Source organism: Agrobacterium sp. 20P9.1.2 (assembly GCF_057799395.1).
Genome location: NZ_JBYOKI010000006.1, coordinates 127,178 through 150,252, shown reverse-complemented (window position 1 = coordinate 150,252; position 23,075 = coordinate 127,178). Strand labels below are relative to the sequence as shown.

The following is a 23,075-nucleotide window of genomic DNA, read 5'->3' as shown; positions in this document are numbered from 1 at the left end:
CTTATAAGGTAGAACCTGAATGGGCGAGTGATCCGGGCAGCATGGGGTCAGGGCAGAGATCTCATTTGATACAAACATCGACGCTATTTCATTTCTTCCAGGGTATTCGCTTCAATGCACAATGTTTTTCAGTTTTTGACTCAGTGCGACGAGGCAAAAACCGAGGACCGGTTTCTCTCAGCCTTTCATGATTTGATCGGCCTTCTCGGCTTTAATTTCTACCGGGTGGTGCGCCGGGACGCGGAGGATTTGACCTTCACCGGCAAAGTTCTGGCAGAGCATCTGCCGGCGGGCTGGACAGAGGCCTACCACGCCAAGAAGTACGGCAATATCGACCCGGTCAAGCGCACGCTCGGCCTGTTGCACCGGCCATTCCGCTGCCGCGATGTGGTCGGGCTTTTGCCGCAGGCGACGCAGCGCAAGCGGGCGGCCAAGCTGTTTCAGGATGCGGCCCGTTTCGGCCTGCGCGAAGGTTATGCCTTTCCCGTCCATGGTCGCAGCGGCTTGCTGGGTGGCGTTTTCATTCTCGGTGATGGTCGTCTGTTTTCCGGGCCGGAGCTGTCGATTGTCGATACGGCCATGCGCACCGCCTTCTGGCGGCTTCTAGAGTTTTCGGGACAATCCGAAGAACTGCTGTCGATGCCCGATCTCTCCGTTACGCAGCTGACCCGGCGCGAGCTGGATGTGCTGACGCTTCTGGCGCAGGGCAAGACATCGCCTGACATCGGCAAAAGCCTCGCCATATCCAGCCACACGGTGGATTGGTACATCAATGGCATACAGCGCAAGTTCGACGCCAGAAACCGCCAGCATGTGGTGGCGCTTGCGCTTCGACACGGCATCATCTCCTGAAACGTTTCCAGCTGACGCGTCCGAACGGGCAACCGCAAAAACGCCCTTTCCAACCGTGACGTTTACTGCTTAATTTCGCGGTGCAGCATATATGTGTGCCTGCGAGGTTTGGGAGGCCGTCTTGAAAATATCGAAAATCCTTGTCGCCAATCGTTCGGAGATTGCGATCCGTGTGTTCCGTGCCGCCAATGAGCTTGGCATAAAAACGGTCGCGATCTGGGCAGAAGAAGACAAGCTTTCGCTGCATCGGTTCAAGGCGGATGAGAGTTATCAGGTCGGTCGTGGCCCGCATCTGGCCAAGGATCTGGGACCGATCGAGAGCTATCTGTCGATCGAGGAAGTGATCCGCGTTGCCAAGCTGTCGGGCGCAGATGCCATCCACCCCGGCTATGGCCTTCTGTCGGAAAGCCCTGAGTTCGTGGAGGCCTGCAACGAGGCGGGTCTGATCTTCATCGGCCCGACGGCAGATACGATGCGCCGCCTTGGCAACAAGGTCGCCGCGCGCAATCTCGCCATTTCCGTCGGTGTGCCCGTTGTTCCAGCGACCGAGCCTTTGCCGGACGATATGGCAGAGGTCGAGCGCATGGCCGAGGAGATCGGCTATCCCGTGATGCTGAAAGCCTCCTGGGGCGGCGGTGGTCGCGGTATGCGCGCTATCCGCAAAAAGGAAGACCTCGCCCGTGAAGTGACGGAAGCCAAGCGCGAGGCAAAGGCTGCCTTCGGCAAGGATGAAGTGTATCTCGAAAAGCTGGTGGAACGCGCCCGCCATGTGGAAAGCCAGATTCTCGGCGATACCCATGGCAATGTCGTGCATCTGTTCGAGCGTGACTGCTCGATCCAGCGTCGTAACCAGAAGGTGGTCGAGCGCGCGCCTGCGCCTTATCTTTCGGAAGAACGCCGTCAGGAACTGGCCAATTATTCGCTGAAGATTGCCGGGGCCACCAATTATGTCGGTGCGGGCACGGTCGAGTATCTGATGGATGCCGATACCGGCAAATTCTACTTCATCGAGGTCAATCCGCGCATTCAGGTCGAGCATACGGTCACCGAAGTCGTCACCGGCATCGACATCGTCAAGGCGCAGATCCATATTCTCGAAGGCGAGACCATCGGTACGCCGGAATCGGGCGTGCCGGCGCAAAAGGACATCCGCCTCAACGGCCATGCGCTTCAGTGCCGTATCACCACCGAAGACCCCGAGCACAACTTCATTCCCGATTATGGCCGCATCACCGCATACCGCTCGGCCTCGGGCTTCGGCATCCGTCTGGATGGCGGCACGTCCTATTCGGGCGCGATCATCACTCGCTATTACGACCCGTTGCTGGTGAAGGTCACCGCCTGGGCTCCACAGCCAGCGGAAGCCATCGCCCGCATGGATCGTGCGCTGCGCGAATTCCGTATTCGCGGCGTGGCAACCAACCTGACCTTTCTGGAAGCCATCATCAGCCATCCGAGCTTTGTCGGAAACACCTACACGACGCGCTTCATCGATTCGACGCCTGAACTGTTCGAGCAGGTCAAACGACAGGACCGTGCAACCAAGCTTTTGACCTATCTGGCCGATGTGACCGTCAACGGCCATCCCGAAACCAAGGGCCGCGTTAAGCCTGCCGCCAATGCACCAGCACCCATCGTGCCCTATATCGACCGGCCGACACCTGACGGCACCAAGCAGCTTCTCGACAAGCTGGGTCCCAAGGGTTTTGCCGAGTGGATGCGCAACGAAAAGCGCGTTCTGGTGACCGATACGACCATGCGCGACGGCCACCAGTCGCTGCTGGCAACCCGCGTGCGCACCCATGACATCGCCCGCGTCTCCAGCGTTTACGCCAAGGCCCTGCCGCAGCTTCTGTCGCTGGAATGCTGGGGTGGTGCGACGTTTGACGTGTCGATGCGCTTCCTGACGGAAGATCCGTGGGAGCGTCTGGCGCTGGTGCGCGAAGGTGCGCCGAACCTGCTGCTGCAGATGCTGCTGCGCGGCGCAAACGGCGTCGGCTACAAGAACTATCCAGACAATGTCGTCAAATATTTCGTCCGTCAGGCGGCAAAGGGCGGGATCGATCTGTTCCGCGTCTTCGACTGCCTGAACTGGGTGGAGAATATGCGCGTATCGATGGATGCGATTGCGGAAGAGAACAAGCTCTGCGAGGCGACCATCTGCTATACCGGCGATCTCTTGAATTCCGCCCGCCCGAAATACGATCTCAAATATTACACCAATCTCGCCGTCGAGTTGGAAAAGGCGGGCGCGCATATCATCGCCGTCAAGGACATGGCGGGGCTGTTGAAGCCCGCTGCTGCACGGGTTCTGTTCAAGGCGCTGCGGGAGGCGACCAGCCTACCGATCCATTTCCACACGCATGATACGTCCGGTATTTCCGCAGCCACCGTGCTTGCGGCAGTTGAGGCGGGTGTGGATGCCGTGGATGCGGCCATGGATGCGCTCTCGGGCAACACCTCGCAGCCATGCCTCGGCTCCATCGTCGAGGCCCTGAAGGGCACGGACCGCGATACGGGCCTCGATACGGAATGGATTCGTCGCATTTCCTTCTATTGGGAAGCGGTGCGCGGCCAATATGCGGCCTTTGAGAGCGATCTCAAGGGACCGGCATCCGAAGTCTATCTGCACGAAATGCCGGGTGGCCAGTTCACCAACCTCAAGGAACAGGCCCGTTCGCTGGGTCTCGAAAGCCGCTGGCACGAGGTCGCGCAGACCTATGCCGACGTCAACCAGATGTTCGGCGATATCGTCAAGGTGACACCGTCGTCCAAGGTGGTCGGCGATATGGCGTTGATGATGGTCTCTCAGGATCTGACAGTGGCCGATGTCGAGAACCCGGAGAAGGAAGTCTCCTTCCCGGATTCGGTCGTCTCCATGCTGAAAGGCGATCTCGGCCAGTCGCCGGGCGGTTGGCCGGAAGCCTTGCAGAAGAAGGCGCTGAAGGGTGACAAGCCCTATACAGTTCGTCCCGGCTCGCTGCTGGACGATGCCGATCTGGATGCCGAACGCAAGGAAATCGAGACCAAGCTGGAGCGTTCGGTCGATGATTTCGAGTTTGCCTCCTACCTGATGTATCCTAAGGTCTTTACCGATTTTGCGCTGGCGTCTGAGACCTACGGCCCGGTATCGGTTCTGCCGACGCCCGCCTATTTCTACGGCATGCAGGACGGCGAGGAACTGTTTGCCGATATCGAACGTGGCAAGACGCTCGTCATCGTCAATCAGGCCTCATCCGGTATTGACGACAAGGGCATGGTCACGGTCTTCTTTGAAATTAACGGCCAGCCGCGCCGCATCAAGGTACCGGATCGTGCGCATGGTGCCTCCGGCTCTGCCGTGCGCCGCAAGTCCGAACCCGGCAATGCCGCCCATGTGGGTGCGCCGATGCCGGGCGTCATCTCCCGCGTCTTCGTCAATCAGGGGCAGGATGTGAAGGCGGGCGACGTGCTTGTGTCCATCGAAGCCATGAAGATGGAAACGGCGCTTCATGCGGAGCGCGATGGCAAGGTGGCCGAAGTGCTGGTCAAGCCCGGCGACCAGATCGATGCCAAGGATTTGCTGATCGCTTACGGAGAGTAAGCGTCACCTTCTCTATCGCCACGAAAAAGCCCACCGGACGGTGGGCTTTTTGCTGAATAGATGTTTTTGAGACGAACAGATCAGTTCTGCGTCAGCGGCGAAATCAGCACTTCAACGCGGCGGTTCTGGGCGCGGCCATCGGCGGATGCGTTGGACGCAATCGGCTGTGATGGGCCAAAGCCCATGGTCGAGATGCGGCGCTGATCGACACCGCCACGTTCGCCGAGATAGTTTGCGACCGATGCGGCGCGGCGTTCGGACAGGCCCTGGTTATGCGCAAGGCTGCCGGTGGAGTCTGTGTGACCGTTGATGTCAATATAGGTCTTGTTGAACTTGTTCAGCACGATGGCGACCGAGTTCAGCGTTGGGTAGAACGGTGGAATGACCTGATCCTGATCGGTTGCGAAAGTGACGTTGGATGGCATGTTGAGGACGATGCTGTCGCCGCGACGGGTTACGGAAACGCCGGTGCCCTGAAGCTGCTGGCGCAGTTCAGCTTCCTGATTGTCCATGTAGCCGCCTATGGCGCCACCGGCCAGAGCGCCGATACCGGCACCGATCAAAGCATTGCGACCCTTGTTGCCGCCACCGATGGCCAGACCGCCGACCGCACCTGCAAGCGCACCGATGCCAGCGCCGCCCGCCATATTGGAAACCTTCTGCTCACCCGTATAAGGGTCTGTGGTGGTGCAGGCGGAAAGGTAGGTTGCGGCCAGCGCAAGAACGACAAACTTCTTGATCATGAATTCCAGTGCTCCGTGAGTTCACGTTAGGTAAGACAGATGAATTTCGGCATTTTCACGGTCGAAACCTACTCCGCCGCATCCTTTTGGCCAAAACGCTTTTCGATGTAGTCGATGACCAGCGCTTCGAAATCCTTGGCGATATCAGGACCGCGCAAGGTCAGCGCTTTTTCGCCATCGATGAAGACGGGAGCGGCCGGGTTTTCACCTGTGCCGGGCAGGGAAATGCCGATATCGGCATGTTTGCTTTCGCCGGGTCCGTTGACGATGCAGCCCATGACGGCGACGTTGAGCGCTTCTACACCCGGATATTTGTCGCGCCAGACCGGCATGTTCTTGCGCAGGTCGTTCTGAATGTTCTGCGCCAGTTCCTGAAACACCGTGGATGTCGTGCGTCCGCAGCCGGGACAGGCTGCGACGACGGGAACGAACTGGCGAAAGCCCATGACCTGCAGGAGTTCCTGCGCGACCTGCACTTCACGGGTGCGATCACCATTGGGCTCCGGTGTCAGCGAAACGCGGATCGTATCGCCGATACCGTGTTGCAGGACGTAGCCCATGGCGGCGGATGAGGCGACGATGCCCTTCGAGCCCATGCCCGCTTCGGTGAGGCCTAGATGGAGGGCATGGTCGGAGCGCTCCGACAGCATGGAGTAGACGGCAATCAAATCCTGCACCTGGCTGACCTTGGCCGACAGGATGATGCGGTTGCGGGGAAGGCCTATATCTTCGGCAAGCTCTGCGGAAATCAGGGCGGATTGGACGATGGCTTCGCGCGTGACCTGACGGGCGGACAGCGGAAAGCCCTGCTCCTTGTTCTTGTCCATCAGGGTTGTCAGAAGCTCCTGATCGAGCGAGCCCCAGTTGACGCCGATTCGCACCGGCTTGTCATAACGGATCGCCATTTCGACGATATCGCCGAACTGCTTGTCCTTCTTGTCCTTGAAACCGACATTGCCGGGGTTGATGCGGTATTTTGCGAGCGCTTCGGCACAGGCGGGATGATCCGCCAGCAGCTTGTGGCCGATGTAATGGAAGTCGCCCACCAGCGGCACATCCAGCCCCAGCCGCATGAGCCGATCACGGATTTTCGGAACGGCAGCGGCACTTTCATCGCGGTCGACTGTGATGCGCACGATTTCGGAACCGGCACGGAACAGGGCCGCCACCTGCTGCACGGTCGCGTCGATATCGGCCGTATCCGTATTGGTCATGGATTGTACGACGACCGGTGCGCCGCCGCCGACGATAACACCACCGACATCGACAGCAACGGAGGCGCGGCGCGGCTTGGGATCAAAATCGGCGTGTGACGTCATGGTTTTCTCGGGCGATTGCGATAAAATCTGATCTTTCAGGTGGAACAAGGCGCGCGCCTTGTCAACATCGAAGCGATCAACTCCTACTTTACCGCAATCATGGCGAAATTCGAGACTGCGTGAGTATGAGGCCTCAGAGTTTCGCAAATTTCGCCATCTACTGTGTGGCGGGCCGCCTTAATGGCCGCTCGCGCCGTCCGCATGGCGAGCCAGTCTGGAGAGTGAAAGCACCACCAGATGCAGCACGGGCAGGCCGATGAACACGGCGGCAAGGCCGGTATGTTCGGCAATGAAGCCGATGGCCGATGGCGCGACCAGAATACCGGAGTAGCCCATGGTCGTGACCACCGACAGCGCGATGCCCGGTGCCATGCCCGGCATGTTGCCTGCCGCCGAAAAGGCAATCGGCACCATGTTGGAAATGCCGATACCGGCAATGGCAAAGCCCGTAATGGCGATAAAGGCATTGGGCGCGAAACCGGCAATCAGCAGACCGACAATGGATATGGTCGAGCAGAATTGCAATGTGCGGACGGCACCGAATCGGTCACGCACCAGATCTCCTGCAAAACGCATGATGGCCATGGTGAGCGAGAAGGCCGCAAATCCGAAGCCGGACAGGGTGATGGACGCGCCGAGTTCATTGCGCAGATAAAGCGCGCCCCAATCGAGAATGGCACCTTCCGGGATCATCGAAAAAAGTGCCATGATGCCGATGATCCAAGGAAGCGGTGTCATGGGCAGGCCACCCTTGGGGCGTTCTTCTTCCGGGTGGGGGCGATCCACCTGCACTCGCGGCCATGCAACGGCAAGCAGGGCGGCTGCGATGATGGTGACGGCAACGGCGTGACCGTAAATGCCGGTTTTGGTGATCAGCAGACCGCCAAGACCCGCGCCAATCAAGCCGCCCAAGCTCCAGAACGCATGGCAGGACGACATGATGGCACGGCGCATGCTGCGCTCCACCACGACGGCGTTGGCGTTCATGGCCACGTCCATGGCACCTGTTAGGCCACCGAAGAGGAAGACGGCGATGACGCCAGCCCAGAGCGAATTTGCGAGCGTGATCAACAGCAGCGTCGGCACCATGACGAGAGCGACGCCCAAGGTCACGGTTCTCGAACCGAGGCGACCGATCTGCGAACCGGCAATGGGCATGAAGGAGAGGGAGCCGAGGCCGTAGACAAGGATGACGAGGCCCAATGTGCTTTCGCTGAGCGCAAAACGCTTGGCGAATTCCGGGATCATCGGTGCCCAGGAGCCCATCATGAAACCGTTCATGAGAAACAGCAGCGCGACGCCAAGTCGCGATCTGGTCATATAGGGAAGGCGGGCGGTCGTTGGCGTTTGCGTGGCAGTTCCGGTCATCGCGACTGGTCCTTCGATCATTGCTTGATAGGGTTATGCGCCGGAATTCGATCCGGCCTGATGAATGGTGACGCCGCTGGCGGTAAAGGAATCGATCATCGCGTGATCGGCATCCTCTTCGACAACCAGTGTCAGCGCTGCGGAAAGCGGTGAGACCTGAAACGGTGCCGCCGCTCCCAGCTTTTCGGAGGTGATGGCGGCCAGCGTTTTGGCGCTGGTCTCGCAGGCCAGTCGCTTGAACACGGCGTCCTCATAGATATCGGCGCAGAGACCCCGATCCAGCGTCAGGCCGCAGACGCCGACAATGCAGAGATCAGGCCGAATTTGCTCCAGCTGGCGAATCGCGGTCGTATCGATGGCCGCGCCCACCGCCGGATCGACCCTGCCGCCGATCAGAATGAGTTCGATGTCGGCATTCCCGGCAAGTTCTGCGGCGATGGCGGGTGTGTTGGTGATAACGGTGAGTTTCAGACCCGCCGTCAGATGTTTTGCAACCGCCAGATTGGTAGAGCCGGCATCTAGGAAGACTTTTAAGCCCTCGTTCAGAAACGAGGCGGTTGTCTTGCCAAGTGCGGCTTTGCGGCCCGGCATTTCGCCGATGCGGGTTTTCAGCGGGACCGTGGTCCCTGCTGCCAGCAAGGCGCCGCCATAGACCCTCTCACACTCGCCCCGTGCCGCCATCTCCCGTAGATCGCGCCGCACGGTGTCTTCCGATACGTCGAAGGTCTGCGCAAGCTCCTGCGCCAGCACGCGGCCATGCCGCTGCAATTGCGCGTAAATGAGAGCCTGCCGCTCGCTGACGAAATGATCGGTTTTGGACATCGTGACTCAATCGGATGAATCGTGCATAAACACGCATAACCCGGCAAGATGGGTTTCTCAAGCGGGAAATGGCTTGTTATGAGTCAGCGTTCGAGTTCGCGAAACGTGAGCCTGACGAACGATGTTCCCTGCGATTACGCCAGAATGCCGTCCAGGGCTGAGACCAGGCGCTCGCATTGCTCTTCGGTGCCGATGGAAATGCGCAGGAAATCGGCAATGCGCGGCTGGTTGAAGTGTCGTACCAGAATGGCCCGTTCGCGAAGCGCCGTAGCCAGAAGCTTTCCCTCCCAACCGGGCTTTCTGGCGAAAATGAAATTGGCCTGAGATGGCAGAATGTCGAAGCCTCGTGCTTCCAATTGCTCTGACAGCCATGCCCGGTTTGCGATGAGCTTATCGCGATAGGTGACGAACCAGTCCTCATCCTCGATTGATGCGATGGCTGCGACCTGGGCAAGGCGGTCCAGCGGATAGGAATTGAAACTATCTTTCAGCCTTTCCAGCGCTTCGATCAGTGGACGCTGCGCAACCGCATAGCCGACACGCATGCCCGCCAGCGAACGCGATTTCGAAAAGGTTCTGACGACGATGAGATTATCGTGGTCGCGGACGAGCGGTATTGCGGTTTCACCGCCGAAATCGACATAGGCTTCATCGATTGCCACCACCTGATCGGGATGAGTGGCGACAAGGCGCTGAATATCGGAAAGCGGCAGACCGATACCGGTCGGCGCGTTGGGATTGGGCAGGATGATGCCGCCGCAATCGATATGATAATCGTCGATCCGGATCGAAAAGCTGTCATCGAGCGGGATGGTCTTCGTCTCGATGTCGAAGAAGCGGCTGTAGGTCGGATAGAAACTGTAGGTTATATCTGGGTAAAGAAGCGGCGCGTCATGCTTCAGCAGGCCCGCGAAGATGAAAGCCAGAACCTCATCCGAACCGTTGCCGACGAATATTTCGTCCGGTGAAACACCGTGATAGGCGGCAAGGGTTTCTTTCAGCTTTTTGGCCGAGGGGTCGGGGTAAAGCCTCAAATTGTCGTCTGTTGCGGTGCGGATCGCGTCCAGCGCGTGGGGAGATGGGCCCCATGGATTTTCGTTGGTGTTGAGCTTGGTGAGGTTGGCAATGGCTGGCTGTTCTCCCGCCACATAGGGGTGCAGCTTTGCGACGATGGGAGACCAGAACTTGCTCATCTCAACTCTTTCTTTCTGCGACGAAGCGCGCCGTCTCGATGAGAATCTCTGCGCGGTCACCATAGGGTGCCAGCAGGTCCGTGGCTTCTTTTACCAGTTCGCGCAGGCGGGTGGTTGCCCAGTCCGCACCGCGTAGGGCGACGAGGGTGCCTTTGCCGCGGGCGGCATCCTTGCCGGTGGCCTTGCCCATGGTGGCGGCGTCGGAGGTGAGGTCTAGGAGATCGTCGGCGAGCTGGAAGGCAAGGCCGATCTTTTCACCGAAGTGGCGCAACCGCTGGCGTTCGTTAGCGTCACTTCCGGCGATGATCGCACCGGCTTCGCAGGCAAAGCGGATGAGCGCGCCGGTTTTCATAGCCTGCAATGTAATGATGCCATTCTCATCAGGCGCATTCTTCTCGGCGGCCAGATCGAGCGCTTGGCCGCCTGCCATGCCGCCAATACCGGCGGCCTTCGCCAGCGCCAGCACGAGTGCGGCCTTGCGGTCATCGGGCAGGCTGGTGTCGGGGGAGGCGATGATATCGAAGGCGAGTGTCAGCAGGCTGTCGCCTGCCAGAATGGCCGTGGCTTCATCGAATTTCCTGTGAACCGTGGGCTGGCCGCGGCGCAGGTCGTCATTGTCCATGGCGGGAAGGTCGTCATGCACAAGCGAATAGCAATGCAGACATTCCAGTGCTGCGCCGACATGCAGGGCGGCTTTCGCGTCGCCGCCCAAAAGTGCTGCTGTTTCGATGACCAGAAAAGGACGCAGCCGCTTGCCGCCGTTCAGAACGCCGTGGCGCATGGCCTCCAGCAGCTTTTGCGGGCGGGTGATCTCGTCGGCGCGTGCACTGCCGGACAGGAGTTCGCCGAGCAAGGCTTCGGTTCTTGCCGCATTGTCGCGCAGCCGCATCTCGAATGTCATCTTGCCAGTTTCCTTACCCTATCAGGTGACGATTGGCTCTTTCGCATGGGGAAAAATGGCTGGCAATCGTTTTTGTGAGGACGATGTGGAACTTCGTTATCGTCAGTAGCCTTGATGCGTCATGCGGAATATGAAAGGCTTTGACCAACAGCCAAGTGGGGGCAGGTTTTTTGAGCAGCACGCCGGATAGCGAGACGGATTATGAAGCGCTCGCCGAAAGCGGGAGTAAACCGAAGGTGGATGTTCGAAGCCTCATCAGACGCGTTTTGCTGGTCGTCATCGTCCTGCTGGCTCTGCCCTATCTGCTGATACCGGTCTATGCTCTGCCCTTCATGCGCCCGGTTTCCACCCTGATGCTGGCCGATCTGGTGACGTTTCAGGGCTATGATCGCCGCTGGGTGCCGCTTGAAAATATCTCTCCGCGCCTCGTTCAATCGGTGATGATGTCCGAAGACGGGCAGTTCTGCTCTCACTCTGGCGTGGATTGGGGCCAGATGCAGACGGTTGTCAGCAGCGCTTTGGATGGCGAGGCGACACGCGGTGCCAGCACCATTCCCATGCAGACGGCGAAAAACCTGTTTCTCTGGAATGGCCGTTCCTTCCTTCGCAAGGGGCTGGAATTGCCGCTGGCAGTGGTGTCCGATTTCGTCTGGTCGAAAAAGCGGATGATGGAGATTTATCTCAACGTCGCCGAATGGGGACCGGGCATCTACGGCATCGAGGCGGCAGCGCAATACCACTTCAAGGTTCCTGCCTCGAAGCTGAGTTCCAGACAGGCAGCACTTCTGGCAGTGGCGCTACCAAACCCCATCGACCGTATTGCCAGCAAACCGGGTCGGGGAATGCAGCGGCTGGCGGGGCTCATCGAACGACGAGCCCGTGGTTCCGGCGCCTATGTCGGCTGCGTGCTGAACTAAAATTCTCAGCTCTTCTTGAAGATGTAGTCCGTTTCCTGCCGCAGCGTTTCGCCGGGGCGCAGAATGGCGTCGGGGAAGCCTTCGTGATTGACGGCGTCAGGCCAGATCTGGGTTTCCAGGCAAAAGCCTGCGACGGGTCCATAATGGCGGCCATCGAGGCCCGGTACGGCGACGTTGAGCTTGAAGGCCGAGTAGAACTGCACACCCGGCTCGGTGGTGTGGACATCCATTGTGATGTTTGAGGCAGGAGCATAGACGCGCGCCACTTTGCGCTTTGCCACGCGCTGGGGCGAAAGGCAGAAATTGTGGTCGTAACCGACCTGCTGGCCGTTTTCTTCGCGCCGCATCGGGGTGGACTTGCGCAAATCGAAGACGGTGCCATCCACCGGGCGGATTTCGCCGGTTGGAATCTGCCGCTCGTCCGTCGGCAGATAATGATCGGCAGCGATTTCGATTTCGTGGCCGAGTGCAGATTCCGCGCCATCCAGATTGAAATAGGAATGCTGGCAGACATTGGCGAGCGTCGCCTGATCGGTGGTCGTCTCATAGGCGACGGACAATACGCCACCCTCACGGATCGTATAGATCGCAGTGATTGCGCAATTGCCGGGATAACCGGCGCGGCCATCGGGATCGACGATCTGCAAGACGACATGGCTTGGGCCATGTTCCATGATCAGCCAGTTGCGTTTGCCAATATTGTCGCTGCCGCCATGAAGGTGGGTAACGCCTTTTTCGTTCAGTTCCAGCTGATAGGCCTTGCCATCGATGGAGAACTTGCCACCGCCAATGCGATTGGCGTTTCGGCCCGGAGTGGCACCGAAATAGGATGAGTATTTCGGGTAATCATCGAAGTTGTCGAAGCCGAGAACGAGCGGCGGCTGATGGCCTTCGAGGCGCAAATCCTGAATGACGGCACCCCAGGTCATGACATGTGCGGTCAAACCACCTGCGGAAATCGTTACGCGCTCGACCTTCTCGCCCGTAGACGTAAATCCGAAATTTTCCCGTGCGCCGGCTTCGCTCATCGTGTCACTCTCCCAATCGATAAAACAGGGCCGGACGTTGCGTTATTTTCCGGCCCTTCGCAATGACCGAATTAGCTTCGGTCTTTTCCGATCTCATCCAGATCGTACGAGGTCGTCTGGTAGATCTCGTTGATCCAGTTGCCGAAAAACAGATGTGCGTGGCTGCGCCAGCGGTTGAGCGGTGTCAGTTCCGGGTCGTTATGCGGGAAATAGTCATGTGGCAGCTTGATCGGCACGCCCGCATTGGCGTCACGGAAATACTCGTCCGACAGCGATGTGGAATCATATTCCACATGGTTGAACATATAGAGCCGCTTGCCCTGCGGTTCGTGCGCAAGGCACACGCCCATTTCTTCGGATTCCATCAGGATTTCCAGTTCCGGGTGCTGCTCGATGTCGGCGCGGCGCACCTCTGTCCAGCGGGACACGGGCACCTGAAAATCATCCGAAAAGCCGTTGAGATAGATGGAGGACGGGCTGAGATTGCGGTGGCGGTAAACGCCGAAGGCCTTTTCTTTCAGCGCATGTTTCGGCACGCCATGGAAATGGTAAATGGCGGCCATCGCGCCCCAGCAGACATTGAGTGTCGAATGAACGTTGGTCTGCGTCCAGTCGAAAATCTTCTGCATTTCTTCCCAGTAGGTCACGTCTTCATAGGTCAACTTTTCGACCGGAGCACCGGTGATGATGAAGCCATCGAACTTGCGGTGGCGCACCTCTTCCCATGTCTCGTAGAAGGACAGCAGATGCTCTTCCGGCGTGTTCTTGGCCCGGTGACCGCCGATGCGTATCAGCGACAGTTCCACCTGAAGAGGGGAGGCGCCAACAAGGCGCGCCATCTGGATTTCGGTCTTGATCTTGTTCGGCATGAGGTTGAGAAGCCCGATCTGAAGCGGGCGGATATCCTGCCGGATGGCCGCTGTTTCAGTCATGACCCGCACGCCCTCATGCACGAGGGTCTCAAAAGCGGGCAGCGTATCGGGAATCTTGATTGGCATTTCCACACTCACTTCCGGCGGTGCCAAGGTCACCGCGAAACAAAAAAACCGGCAGCGAAATCGCAACCGGTCCTGGGAAATTGCCTGTTTCCTCGGTCCTTTAGCAATTTCTTTAAAGTGGCTGCAAGCCGACCGGCAAATGACCACTGGCAGGTGTCATAATCCTGTGCGGGCAGAAAATCAATATCGCTATCTTATCCGGCGTTTCGGCCTTTCCATCCGCCACCGTTCCGGGCTATGGCAGGGGCATGACGACCACCCACTTCACCATTCTGCTCGGCGGCATCATTACCGTCACCGACCGCCTGCAAAAGACGGTGGCGGATACGCGCGTAATTGCGGCAGATAGCGGCATGCGCCATGCACAGCCGCTCGGTCTCACACCGGAACTGTGGGTGGGAGATTTCGACTCTTCCGACAAGGCTTTGCAGCAGCTTTGGCCGGGTGTCGAGCAACAGCCCTTTCCTGCCGCAAAAGGCGTGACGGATGGCGAGATTGCGGTGACCGAGGCGCTGGCGCGCGGCGCAACGCGGCTGACGCTGGTTGGTGCGCTGGCGGGCGAGCGGTCCGACCACGCGGTGTTTCATCTGCTCTATGCCGTCTCGCTTGCCGAGAGCGGTGTAGACGTCGTGCTAACCTCTGGCGAGGAAGAGGCCTATCCGCTGCTGGAAGGTGAGCGCGCGCTTGATCTGCCAGCGGGATCGCTGTTTTCGGTGGCCGGTTTCACGGCGCTCGATGGTCTCGATATTGAGAATGCCCGTTATCCTCTGACCGATTTCGCGCTTGCTTTCGGCTCGTCGCGCACTATTTCCAACGTGGCGGAAGGGCCTTTGCGCCTTCGCCTCAAAAGCGGCAAAGCCATCGTGCTTGCCCGTCCTTACGATTTGACCGGAGCCTGAACCCTTGGCACCCCCCATTCTGAAACTCGACGATATCAAGCTGACCTTCGGCGTTACCCCGCTGCTCAATGGTGCCAATCTGCAAGTGGAGCCGGGAGATCGTATCTGCCTCGTTGGCCGCAACGGTTCGGGCAAATCGACGCTGATGAAAATTGCCGCCGGTCTGGTCGAAGCGCAGTCGGGCGAAATCTTCCGGCACCCTTCCGCGACGATCCGGTATCTGGAACAGGCGCCGGATTTTGCCGGTTTCGAGACGGTGCAGGCCTATGCGGAAGCGGGTCTCGGGCCGGGGGACGATGCCTATCGCGTCACCTATCTGCTGGAGCATCTGGGACTGACGGGCCAGGAACATCCGTCCAGCCTTTCGGGTGGTGAGGCGCGTCGTGCCGCGCTCGTGCGCGTCATGGCCCCGGAACCTGACATTCTGATGCTGGACGAGCCAACCAACCATCTGGATCTGCCGACCATCGAATGGCTGGAAAGTGAATTGCAGCAGACGCGCAGCGCGCTGGTTCTGATTTCGCATGACCGTCGTTTCCTTGAAAAAGTCTCCACCGCCACCGTCTGGTTGGATCGCGGTACGTCGCGTCGCCTCAGCCGCGGCTTTGGCCATTTCGAGGAATGGCGCGACAAGGTGCTGGAAGAGGAAGAGCTGGAGCAGCATAAGCTGGGCAAGGCCATCGAGCGCGAAGAACACTGGATGCGCTATGGTGTCACCGCCCGCCGCAAGCGCAATATGCGCCGTGTGGGAGAGCTTCAGGCCATGCGCGCCGAATATCGTGGGCACAAGGGGCCAACGGGTTCCGTGCAGGCGACGGCTGCGGAAGGCCGCGAATCCGGCAAGCTGGTGATCGAGGCCGATACGATAACCAAGTCCTACGGTGAGCGCACGATCGTCGCGCCGTTTTCGCTTCGCGTGCATCGCGGCGATTGCATCGGCTTCGTTGGCCCCAACGGTGCCGGCAAGACGACGCTTTTGAAGATGCTGACGGGTCAGCTGGAGCCGGATAGCGGCTGGGTCAAGCTCGGCACCAATCTGGAAATTGCGACACTCGACCAGAAGCGTGAGGATTTGAACCCCAACGATACGCTGGCGCATTATCTGACCGATGGTCGCGGCGAAAACCTGTTGGTCAATGGCGAGCTGAAACACGTCACCGGCTATATGAAGGATTTCCTGTTTCAGCCCGAGCAGGCGCGCACGCCCATTCGCAATCTCTCGGGCGGTGAGCGCGCGCGTCTGATGCTGGCGCGCATTCTGGCGCGGCCGACCAATCTTCTGATCCTTGACGAACCGACCAACGATCTCGATATCGAGACGCTGGATCTGTTGCAGGAAATCGTCGCCGGTTTTTCCGGCACCGTCATCCTCGTCAGCCATGACCGTGACTTCCTCGACCGTACCGTGACCTCGACCATTGCGCCCGCCAACCCGGACGCGCCTGACGGACGCTGGATCGAATATGCGGGCGGCTATTCGGACATGATGGCGCAGCGCAAGGGAGCCTCGGACGAGAAGCGAAAGGCCGAAAAGCAGGAAAAGGCCAAGGCTTCCGCCTCGTCCGGTTCCGCTGCCGAGCCTTCGAAGGCGAAGGGCAAACTCTCCTTCAAGCAGAAATTTGCGCTGGAGAATCTGCCCAAGGAAATGGAAAAGGCGCAGGAAGAGATCGCCAAGCGCGAAGAGAGCATGGCCGATCCCAATCTCTTCGCCAAAGACCCGACGGCCTTCAACAAGCTCGCTGAAGAAATGTCGAAGCTGCGGCAGAAGCTCGAGACCATGGAAGAAGAGTGGCTGGAGCTGGAAATGCTGCGCGAAGAGCTGGAGAGCTAAAAAAGCAATTCGACGTGTCGGATTTTGTGCGTGTCATCCGTCTTTGACAGGAAAGCCTATTTGGGCTTTCCTATTGTCTTATGGAGGAGCCAGACATGCGTATGATTTTCGTCAACCTGCCGGTCAAGGATATCGAGACCTCGAAGGCCTTTTTCACCGCGCTGGGTTTCAGCTTCAATCCGGAATATTCGGACGAACGCACGCTGTGCATGATCGTCGAGAAGAATATTTTCGTCATGCTGCTTCAGGAAGAGCGCTTCCGCGATTTCATCAATGGCGAGATTGCCGATGCCAGCCGCACCAAGGAAGTACTGACCTGCCTGTCTGCGGAAAGCCGTGAGGAGATCGACCAGATGATTGCCACCGCATTGTCATCCGGCGGGGCAGAGTGGAAGCCGGTGCAGGACCATGGCTTCATGTATGCAGGCAGCTTTCAGGACCCGGATGGCCATGTCTGGGAGCTGGTGCATATGAGCGGCCAGAGCTGACGCTGGGCCTGATAGAAAGCCGGCTTGCAAAGCGTTAGCGCTGCGATTACATCTTGCCTTGATCTAACGGGGTGCTTTGTCCTTTGCGGGACAAGGCTGAGAGGCTCTGCCAACCCGAAGAACCTGATCCGGTTAACACCGGCGGAGGGATTAGACGGCTTCCATCCATGGCGCCCTATTCCCGTTGTCATTTCGAGGAGGTGCTGTTGATGTATCGTCGTATTTTCCTTCATTCGCTGTTGGCTACTTCCCTGTTGCTGCCTGGCCTTGCCGTGGCGCAGGAGAAGAAGACGCTCACCGTCTACACCTATGAGAGCTTCGTTTCCGAATGGGGACCGGGCCCGAAGGTCAAGGCCGCTTTTGAAGAGACCTGCAACTGCACGGTCAATTTCGTCGGCGTGGCCGATGGTGTGGCGCTGCTGAACAGGCTGAAACTGGAACGCCCCGGCTCCAAGGCCGATGTCGTCGTCGGTCTCGACACCAACCTGATTGCCGAAGCCAAGCAGACCGGACTGTTCGAGGCTTCGGGCGTCGATGCATCTGCGGCAAAGGTGCCGGGCGGCTTTCAGGACGATGTGTTCGTCCCCTATGATTACGGCCACTTCGCCGTGGTTTACGACACGCAGACGATGAAAAACCCGCCGAATAGCATGAAAGAACTGGTGGAGGGCGATCCCGCGCAGAAAATCGCCATTCAGGATCCGCGCACCTCGACGCCGGGTCTCGGCCTGCTGCTTTGGGTCAAATCCGTCTATGGCGACAAGGCACCGGAAGCCTGGGCGAAGCTTAAGAACCGTGTTCTGACCGTCACCCCCGGCTGGTCGGAATCCTATGGTCTCTTCACCAAGGGTGAGGTGCCGATGGTTCTGTCCTATACGACTTCGCCTGCCTATCACATGGTTGCGGAACACAGCGAGCGCTATCAGGCAGCCGCCTTCGAAGAGGGGCATTATATCCAGATCGAAGTAGCGGGCATCTTGAAGAATGCGCCGGAACAGGCGCTGGCGAAACAGTTTCTCGCCTTCGTTCTCACATCCGGTTTTCAGGATGCCATCCCTGAGAACAACTGGATGATGCCGGTTGCCGCAACGTCCGCACCTTTGCCGGATGCGTTTTCCAAGCTGGTACAGCCCACCAAGACGTATCTGATGTCGCCCGAAGAGGTGGCGAAGAATCGCAAAGCCTGGATCGATGAATGGCTTGCCGCCATGAGCGTGAAATAAGCCCGGTCGCCAACGATCATGATCGAGCGTCGCGATAGTCGCAGGTTTATCTACAGCGGAGCGGTGGCCTTTGCCGCTGTTCTTCTGTTCATGGGCCTTGCTGTCGCGGCGCTGCTGTCTTTCGATACGGGTGCCGCTTCTGCAGGCCTGTTGGATGCCTATACGTTGGGAATTCTGCGCTTTACCCTGTGGCAGGCGACGCTCTCCACGGTCTTTTCCATTGTGCTCGGATTGCCGGTGGCGCTTGCACTTGCCCGGCAGAGAGATTTTCCGGGCCGCATCTGGATCATCCGCCTGATGGCGGTGCCGATGGGGTTGCCTGTCATTGTCGGTGCGCTGGGGCTGATTGCGATCTGGGGCAGGCAGGGCATTTTCAATACGCTTCTTTTATCGGCAGGGGCAGAGCAGCCTTTCAGCATCTACGGGCTGTCTGGCATTCTCATTGCGCATGTCTTCTTCAATCTGCCGCTGGCCGTGCGGTTTTTTCTGGCCGGGCTGGAGCGGGTGCCGGGGGAATATTGGCGTATGGGAGCAAGCCTTGGTCTGGGCCCCGTTTCCACCTTCCGCTTTGTTGAATGGCCAGCCGTGGCAAGGTTGCTGCCGGGTGTGGCGGGGCTGATCTTCATGCTCTGCGCCACCAGTTTTACCCTTGTTCTGCTGCTGGGTGGCGGGCCTGCTGCCACCACGATCGAGGTCGCGATCTATCAGGCGCTACGCTTCGATTTCGATCCCGCGCGGGCGATTGCGCTGGCACTGATGCAGATCGTCGTGACGGGGATTCTTCTGGCCTTGCTGGCGCTTCTGCCATCGGCGGATGCGGAGGCGCAGACGCAGGGTCGGGCCGTGAAACGTCTGGATGGCGAAGCGCTCGGGTCGCGCCTTTGGGATGGCGGGATCATTCTGCTGGCGCTGATCCTGGTCGGCTTGCCGCTGGCTGCTGTTGCTGTATCGGGTATTTCTGCTGATCTCTCACGGCTGTTGTCTGCCCCCAGCTTCCGGCAGGCGGCCTTTACCAGTCTTTTGATTGCGCTTATCTCGGCATCGCTTGCGCTTGCCGTCTCCGTCGCACTCATTCGCGCCCGGCAGGCGATCAGAATGCGCAGACAGGCTGGCTTTGTGCTGAGAACATTCTTCACGGCGATGGGCACGGGGTCATCTCTGGTGCTGCTGGTGCCGCCGGTGGTGCTGGGAAGCGGCTGGTTTCTGCTGCTGCGATCATTTGGTGACGTGGCGTTCTTTGCGCCGGCGCTGGTTGCCGCCATCAATATGCTGATGGCATTACCTTTCGTCATGCGCGTTCTCGAACCTGACTTTATCACCCACCAGGCCCGCAGCGGGCGCCTGTCCGCCAGTCTCGGCCTTGCCGGTTTCTCACGGTTTCGTCTTATTGACTGGCCGGTCTTGTGGCGACCGGCGGCGATGGCGTTTTCCTTTGCCATGGCGCTTTCGCTCGGCGATCTCGGTGCGGTCGCGCTGTTCGGATCGGAAAGCTTCGTGACTTTGCCCTGGCTCGTCTATAGCAATATGGGCAGTTACAGAACCAATGACGCGGCGGGTTACGCCTTCATCCTCGGGGTCATCTGCCTTGTTCTTGCAGCAGGTGGCGTGTCCCGTCAGTCATCGAAAGCGGTTGCATGAATGCGCAGGAGTGGGGCGCACGCCTCGATAGGGTCAGTCTGAAACTCGGCCATCAGGATTTTGCGCTGGATTGCGGCTTTGAGCGCGGCAAGGTGACGGCGGTGGTCGGGCCATCGGGATCGGGAAAATCCACGCTTCTCAATCTCATCGCCGGGTTTGAAGCGCCGGATGCAGGCCGGGTTTTGATCGATGGCCGTGATATGGTCGGCCTCGACCCTTCAGAGCGGCCAGTGTCGCTGATCTTTCAGGACAATAATCTTTTTGCCCATCTGGATATCTTCACCAATGTCGGGTTTGGCGTCAGCCCGTCTCTTAGACTTTCCAGTGAAGATAAGGCCGCCATCAAAGGCGCGCTGGAGCGGGTGGGGCTTGGCGGTTTTGAAAAACGCCTGCCTTCCACAATGTCCGGCGGGGAAAGACAAAGGGCAGCGCTTGCCAGAGCCCTGGTGCGCCAACGGGCGGTCATGTTGCTGGACGAGCCCTTTGCTGCGCTCGATCCCGGTCTGCGCTCCGGCATGGCGGTTCTTTTGAAAGATCTGCATGAAGAGATGAAGAACACCATTCTTCTCGTCACCCATCATCCGGACGATATTCGCCGTCTGGCAGATAAGGTGGTCTTTCTGTCCAACGGGCAAGTTCTCTATCAGGGTCGCACGGAAGACTTCTTTGCGGCGACACACGTGAATGAGATCAGAGCCTTTCTGACTGTGTAGGCTGCTCTGCCTAACAGTCGGCGTGGTTGCGTCACAATTTCGACGCGGGTCGCTGGCAAGTCATGCGAAATCACAACGTCGATGCGTTATTTTTGCACTTGCGCATTTTAAACAACTGCTTGAAAACTATGCGAACAATTGTTCCTTTTGAAATATTTTCACATGATGGATCGTTTTCTTTGTTCGCGCATTCAACTGCCCCTAGGGGTAATATGGTATTCTGGTCTGCAATTAACGGATGATCAGGAACGTTAGGAGCAGACGAGCAGGATGATGACGTGTGTGAAGGCCCCGCAGGGCCACACCTCCGGTCAGAATGTATGGCGCAGGGGCAAGTTGGTAAGGCGCGCGGTGGCATTGGCGACCGCTGGCTTTGTCTTGTCCTCTTGCCAGTCTCTGTTCAGCCCCTCCTATCAGTCGACGCTCAAGCCGTCTGACAATCCGCAGACCGTGGAGCAGGTGCAGAAGAACGATCCGCGCGCGCAGATGGGTGCCCGCGAGCATCCTCGCATCGTGGCGAGCTATGGCGGCGAATATCACGACGACAAGACCGAACGTCTGGTCGCGCGCATTGCCGGTGCGCTGACGGCGGTCTCGGAAAATCCGCAGCAATCATACCGCATCACCATTCTCAACTCCCCTGCCATCAACGCCTTTGCGCTACCGGGCGGATATCTCTATGTGACGCGCGGACTTCTGGCGCTTGCCAATGATGCCTCGGAAGTGGCTGCGGTCCTGTCACATGAAATGGGTCACGTTACCGCCAATCACGGCATCGAGCGCCAGCGCCGCGAAGAAGCGGAAGTCATCGCCAGCCGTGTGGTTGCGGAAGTGCTTTCCAGCGATCTGGCCGGCAAGCAGGCGCTTGCACGCGGCAAGCTGCGCCTCGCTGCCTTCTCGCGTCAGCAGGAATTGCAGGCGGATGTCATCGGCGTGCGGATGCTGGGTGAGGCGGGTTACGACCCCTATGCCTCGCCGCGCTTCCTGGATTCCATGGCGGCCTATGCACGCTTCACCTCCGCAGACCCTGATAGCGACCAGAGCCTCGACTTCCTGTCCAGCCACCCCAATACGCCGCAGCGTATCGAGCTTGCCAAGCGGCATGCCCGTGCCTTCGGTCAGGAGGGACAGGTTGGCGACAAGGGTCGTGACTGGTTCCTCAACGGTATTGATGGCCTGCTGTATGGCGACAGCCCGCAGGAAGGCTATGTGCGCGGCAATACGTTCCTGCATGGAACGCTCGGCATTCGTTTTGATGTGCCTGATGGGTTCCAGATCGACAATAAGGTTGAGGCGGTTCTGGCGACGGGCCCCGGCGAAATGGCGATCCGTTTCGATGGTGTTGCCGATCCCAAGCAGACAAGCCTTGCCAATTATCTGACCAGCGGCTGGGTTGCTGGTCTGGTGCCGGAAACGGTGCGGGAGACGGAAATCAACGGGCTGCCTGCAGCGACAGCGCGCGCGACAGCCGATAAATGGGATTTCGATGTCACCGTTATCCGCGTGGGCCAGCAGATTTTCCGCTTCCTGACGGCGGTGCCGAAGGGCAGTGCGCAGCTGGATAGCGTCGCCAATGTGCTGCGCACCAGTTTCCGCAAGATGACGCCGAGTGAAATTGCTGCTTTGAAGCCGCTGCGCGTGCGCGTCGTCATCACCAAGCCGGGTGATACGGTTGCCTCACTGGCAGCGCGCATGATGGGCACTGACCGCAAGATCGAGCTCTTCCGGGTGTTGAACGCCATGAGCGCGACATCGGTCATTCAGCCGGGCGAGCGCGTGAAGATCATAGCCGAATAAAAAACCCGGCCTTTGAATTGGCATCCGCTGGACTATGCGGGAAACCAATTCAAAGGCCGGGTCCTCTAAGACTGAAATGGAAGACGCTTATGCTTATGCGGCTTCGTCTTCCTGTGCATCTTCTTCTTCAACGGCCTTGCCGCGCTTCGGTCCCTTGTTGAGGTTCACCTCAACCAGACGAACGGCTTCCGTTTCGGACATTTTGTTGACGGCGGCGATTTCGCGCGCCATGCGGTCGAGAGCAGCTTCGTAAAGCTGACGCTCGGAATAAGACTGTTCCGGCTGGTTTTCGGCGCGGTAGAGATCGCGAACCACTTCAGCGATTGCGATCAGGTCGCCGGAATTGATCTTTGCATCATATTCCTGCGCGCGACGCGACCACATGGTGCGCTTCACACGAGCCTTGCCCTGAACAACCTTCAGTGCGCGCTCAACGAAATCCCCTTCGGAAAGCTTGCGCATGCCAATGCTGACAGCCTTTGCTACCGGAACTTTCAGGCGCATCTTGTCTTTTTCGAAATCAATGACGAAGAGTTCGAGCTTCATGCCCGCAACTTCCTGTTCTTCGATTGTCGAAATGGTACCGACACCGTGAGCGGGATAAACGATCGCTTCGCCGGTCTTGAAACCGTGACGCGCTGGAGATTTTTTCTGCTGGGTCGTCATTCGTTCTAAAAACTCCCTGTTACATACACCCGGGGGTTTCCGGGGGTCGGGTCGGTCAGGCCCGGATGAGACGGGGGAAACCGTCAGGTGACTTCG

At 58.8% G+C, this 23,075-nt stretch carries 19 protein-coding genes and 2 riboswitches; of the genes, 10 read left to right on the top strand and 9 right to left on the bottom strand.

Annotation, left to right across the window (positions count from 1 at the left end; all coding sequences use genetic code 11):
* The first annotated feature begins 114 nt into the window (after positions 1 to 114).
* Positions 115 to 852: a helix-turn-helix transcriptional regulator gene (locus AC27VJ_RS17525; RefSeq protein ID WP_488685102.1), complete on the top strand. Its 738-nt coding sequence runs from the start codon at positions 115 to 117 to the stop codon at positions 850 to 852.
* A 121-nt stretch (positions 853 to 973) separates the two neighbouring features.
* Positions 974 to 4,435 (top strand): pyruvate carboxylase, encoded by a 3,462-nt coding sequence (gene pyc / locus AC27VJ_RS17520; RefSeq protein ID WP_488685101.1) that lies wholly within the window; start codon positions 974 to 976, stop codon positions 4,433 to 4,435.
* A gap of 80 nt (positions 4,436 to 4,515) precedes the next feature.
* Here pyc and AC27VJ_RS17515 read toward each other — a convergent pair whose 3' ends face one another.
* The 6 genes from AC27VJ_RS17515 to AC27VJ_RS17490 form a co-directional block, all read right to left on the bottom strand.
* Positions 4,516 to 5,178 carry a YiaD family glycine zipper/OmpA-like lipoprotein gene (locus tag AC27VJ_RS17515; RefSeq protein WP_113086076.1) on the bottom strand — a complete coding sequence of 221 codons (663 nt, stop codon included), beginning with the start codon at positions 5,176 to 5,178 and terminating at the stop codon, positions 4,516 to 4,518.
* A gap of 68 nt (positions 5,179 to 5,246) precedes the next feature.
* Entirely contained in the window at positions 5,247 to 6,497 is a 1,251-nt protein-coding gene (gene ispG, locus AC27VJ_RS17510) for a flavodoxin-dependent (E)-4-hydroxy-3-methylbut-2-enyl-diphosphate synthase (RefSeq protein WP_113086077.1), read from the bottom strand.
* Between the two features lie 177 nt (positions 6,498 to 6,674).
* Complete coding sequence (locus AC27VJ_RS17505; protein WP_353578856.1) at positions 6,675 to 7,865, bottom strand: MFS transporter; 1,191 nt, start codon at positions 7,863 to 7,865, stop codon at positions 6,675 to 6,677.
* A gap of 33 nt (positions 7,866 to 7,898) precedes the next feature.
* Complete coding sequence (locus AC27VJ_RS17500; protein ID WP_488685100.1) at positions 7,899 to 8,687, bottom strand: DeoR/GlpR family DNA-binding transcription regulator; 789 nt, start codon at positions 8,685 to 8,687, stop codon at positions 7,899 to 7,901.
* Positions 8,688 to 8,821: 134 nt separating this feature from the next.
* Positions 8,822 to 9,880: a histidinol-phosphate transaminase gene (gene hisC / locus AC27VJ_RS17495; protein WP_488685099.1), complete on the bottom strand. Its 1,059-nt coding sequence runs from the start codon at positions 9,878 to 9,880 to the stop codon at positions 8,822 to 8,824.
* Between the two features lies 1 nt (position 9,881).
* A complete protein-coding gene (locus AC27VJ_RS17490; protein WP_488685098.1) occupies positions 9,882 to 10,781 on the bottom strand; it encodes a polyprenyl synthetase family protein in 900 nt (299 codons plus the stop codon).
* Between the two features lie 170 nt (positions 10,782 to 10,951).
* Here AC27VJ_RS17490 and mtgA point away from each other — a divergent pair, with 170 nt between their 5' ends.
* Entirely contained in the window at positions 10,952 to 11,698 is a 747-nt protein-coding gene (gene mtgA, locus AC27VJ_RS17485) for a monofunctional biosynthetic peptidoglycan transglycosylase (RefSeq protein WP_488685097.1), read from the top strand.
* A 5-nt stretch (positions 11,699 to 11,703) separates the two neighbouring features.
* Here the strand turns inward: mtgA and AC27VJ_RS17480 are convergent, their stop codons facing one another.
* Together AC27VJ_RS17480 and metA are read right to left on the bottom strand one after the other, a co-directional pair.
* Positions 11,704 to 12,726, bottom strand: coding sequence for an aldose epimerase family protein (locus tag AC27VJ_RS17480; protein WP_488685096.1), 1,023 nt, complete (start codon positions 12,724 to 12,726; stop codon positions 11,704 to 11,706).
* A gap of 71 nt (positions 12,727 to 12,797) precedes the next feature.
* Positions 12,798 to 13,724 carry a homoserine O-acetyltransferase MetA gene (gene metA / locus AC27VJ_RS17475; protein ID WP_488685095.1) on the bottom strand — a complete coding sequence of 309 codons (927 nt, stop codon included), beginning with the start codon at positions 13,722 to 13,724 and terminating at the stop codon, positions 12,798 to 12,800.
* Positions 13,725 to 13,804: 80 nt separating this feature from the next.
* Positions 13,805 to 13,881: riboswitch (SAM riboswitch) on the bottom strand.
* A 91-nt stretch (positions 13,882 to 13,972) separates the two neighbouring features.
* Between metA and AC27VJ_RS17470 the strand changes: the two genes are divergently transcribed.
* From AC27VJ_RS17470 to AC27VJ_RS17440, 7 genes are all read left to right on the top strand, one after another.
* Positions 13,973 to 14,623: a thiamine diphosphokinase gene (locus tag AC27VJ_RS17470; protein WP_488685094.1), complete on the top strand. Its 651-nt coding sequence runs from the start codon at positions 13,973 to 13,975 to the stop codon at positions 14,621 to 14,623.
* A 4-nt stretch (positions 14,624 to 14,627) separates the two neighbouring features.
* The gene (locus tag AC27VJ_RS17465) at positions 14,628 to 16,454 is read left to right on the top strand and encodes an ABC-F family ATP-binding cassette domain-containing protein (RefSeq protein ID WP_113086083.1); all 1,827 of its coding nucleotides are present in this window, start codon (positions 14,628 to 14,630) and stop codon (positions 16,452 to 16,454) included.
* Between the two features lie 95 nt (positions 16,455 to 16,549).
* Positions 16,550 to 16,942 carry a VOC family protein gene (locus AC27VJ_RS17460; protein ID WP_488685093.1) on the top strand — a complete coding sequence of 131 codons (393 nt, stop codon included), beginning with the start codon at positions 16,550 to 16,552 and terminating at the stop codon, positions 16,940 to 16,942.
* Between the two features lie 57 nt (positions 16,943 to 16,999).
* Positions 17,000 to 17,109, top strand: a riboswitch (TPP riboswitch).
* Positions 17,110 to 17,151: 42 nt separating this feature from the next.
* The gene (gene thiB, locus AC27VJ_RS17455) at positions 17,152 to 18,165 is read left to right on the top strand and encodes a thiamine ABC transporter substrate binding subunit (protein ID WP_488685092.1); all 1,014 of its coding nucleotides are present in this window, start codon (positions 17,152 to 17,154) and stop codon (positions 18,163 to 18,165) included.
* 18 nt (positions 18,166 to 18,183) lie between these two features.
* Complete coding sequence (thiP, locus tag AC27VJ_RS17450; protein WP_488685091.1) at positions 18,184 to 19,803, top strand: thiamine/thiamine pyrophosphate ABC transporter permease ThiP; 1,620 nt, start codon at positions 18,184 to 18,186, stop codon at positions 19,801 to 19,803.
* Positions 19,800 to 20,516, top strand: coding sequence for a thiamine ABC transporter ATP-binding protein (locus AC27VJ_RS17445; protein ID WP_488685090.1), 717 nt, complete (start codon positions 19,800 to 19,802; stop codon positions 20,514 to 20,516). Before thiP ends, AC27VJ_RS17445 begins: the two co-directional genes overlap by 4 nt.
* A 273-nt stretch (positions 20,517 to 20,789) precedes the next feature.
* Positions 20,790 to 22,313 (top strand): M48 family metalloprotease, encoded by a 1,524-nt coding sequence (locus AC27VJ_RS17440; RefSeq protein ID WP_488685089.1) that lies wholly within the window; start codon positions 20,790 to 20,792, stop codon positions 22,311 to 22,313.
* Between the two features lie 93 nt (positions 22,314 to 22,406).
* On the opposite strand, the gene AC27VJ_RS17435 is transcribed toward AC27VJ_RS17440, so the two are convergent.
* A complete protein-coding gene (locus AC27VJ_RS17435) occupies positions 22,407 to 22,979 on the bottom strand; it encodes a CarD family transcriptional regulator (RefSeq protein ID WP_113086086.1) in 573 nt (190 codons plus the stop codon).
* Positions 22,980 to 23,075 lie beyond the last annotated feature (96 nt).

Bases quoted from the DNA above. Each gene is read 5' to 3' on its own strand.
- AC27VJ_RS17525 (WP_488685102.1), top strand. From the start codon at position 115: ATGCACAATGTTTTTCAGTTTTTGACTCAGTGCGACGAGGCAAAAACC.
- AC27VJ_RS17515 (WP_113086076.1), bottom strand. From the start codon at position 5,178: ATGATCAAGAAGTTTGTCGTTCTTGCGCTGGCCGCAACCTACCTTTCC.
- ispG (WP_113086077.1), bottom strand. From the start codon at position 6,497: ATGACGTCACACGCCGATTTTGATCCCAAGCCGCGCCGCGCCTCCGTT.
- AC27VJ_RS17505 (WP_353578856.1), bottom strand. From the start codon at position 7,865: ATGACCGGAACTGCCACGCAAACGCCAACGACCGCCCGCCTTCCCTAT.
- AC27VJ_RS17500 (WP_488685100.1), bottom strand. From the start codon at position 8,687: ATGTCCAAAACCGATCATTTCGTCAGCGAGCGGCAGGCTCTCATTTAC.
- hisC (WP_488685099.1), bottom strand. From the start codon at position 9,880: ATGAGCAAGTTCTGGTCTCCCATCGTCGCAAAGCTGCACCCCTATGTG.
- AC27VJ_RS17490 (WP_488685098.1), bottom strand. From the start codon at position 10,781: ATGACATTCGAGATGCGGCTGCGCGACAATGCGGCAAGAACCGAAGCC.
- AC27VJ_RS17480 (WP_488685096.1), bottom strand. From the start codon at position 12,726: ATGAGCGAAGCCGGCGCACGGGAAAATTTCGGATTTACGTCTACGGGC.
- metA (WP_488685095.1), bottom strand. From the start codon at position 13,724: ATGCCAATCAAGATTCCCGATACGCTGCCCGCTTTTGAGACCCTCGTG.
- AC27VJ_RS17470 (WP_488685094.1), top strand. From the start codon at position 13,973: ATGACGACCACCCACTTCACCATTCTGCTCGGCGGCATCATTACCGTC.
- AC27VJ_RS17460 (WP_488685093.1), top strand. From the start codon at position 16,550: ATGCGTATGATTTTCGTCAACCTGCCGGTCAAGGATATCGAGACCTCG.
- thiB (WP_488685092.1), top strand. From the start codon at position 17,152: ATGTATCGTCGTATTTTCCTTCATTCGCTGTTGGCTACTTCCCTGTTG.
- thiP (WP_488685091.1), top strand. From the start codon at position 18,184: ATGATCGAGCGTCGCGATAGTCGCAGGTTTATCTACAGCGGAGCGGTG.
- AC27VJ_RS17445 (WP_488685090.1), top strand. From the start codon at position 19,800: ATGAATGCGCAGGAGTGGGGCGCACGCCTCGATAGGGTCAGTCTGAAA.
- AC27VJ_RS17440 (WP_488685089.1), top strand. From the start codon at position 20,790: ATGACGTGTGTGAAGGCCCCGCAGGGCCACACCTCCGGTCAGAATGTA.
- AC27VJ_RS17435 (WP_113086086.1), bottom strand. From the start codon at position 22,979: ATGACGACCCAGCAGAAAAAATCTCCAGCGCGTCACGGTTTCAAGACC.